This window comes from Milkweed yellows phytoplasma str. MW1, assembly GCF_000309485.1.
Classification (GTDB): domain Bacteria; phylum Bacillota_I; class Bacilli_A; order Acholeplasmatales; family Acholeplasmataceae; genus Phytoplasma.
Window position 1 is genome coordinate 1 of the sequence record NZ_AKIL01000030.1, and the last position, 469, is coordinate 469.

Genomic DNA, 469 nt, shown 5'->3' on the forward strand with positions numbered 1-469 from the left:
TATCAATAAATATAAAAATAAAATGACTTTAAATCAACTTTTAAGATGTTTAGGTTTAGCTAAAACCACTTATTATCGTTGGCTCAAAAATTATATAAATACAAATTAAATAAAAATTTATAAACTTCCTTCTATTTAAAAAGGAAGTTTTTTTGTGTTTTTTTAAAAAAGATGAAAATATCTTTTTAAACAAAAACCCGACAAAATGGTTATTTTTAAATTATTTTTGATCAAACTGACTCAAAAAAGCTCTTTTAAATGATCTTTTTTATCAAAGTAATCCTTTATTTTATTTTGATGTTTTAAAGTGTGGGAAGTGATAATTTGATTGTTAAAAGAATCAATAATAAAAGAAAAATATAAAAATCCTTAGGAATTTTTGAAATAAGTGATGTCGGTAAATAGTTTTTTCATGGGTTTATTTGATATAAAGTCTTGATTAATTAAATTGTCTACTAATTTTAATTTA

Annotated in this window: 1 pseudogene; it reads right to left on the bottom strand. The window is 19.8% G+C overall.

Annotated elements, in window-relative coordinates:
* Positions 1–288 precede the first annotated feature (288 nt).
* Positions 289–469: pseudogene (locus RI76_RS03255) on the bottom strand (IS3 family transposase); the annotation flags it as partial.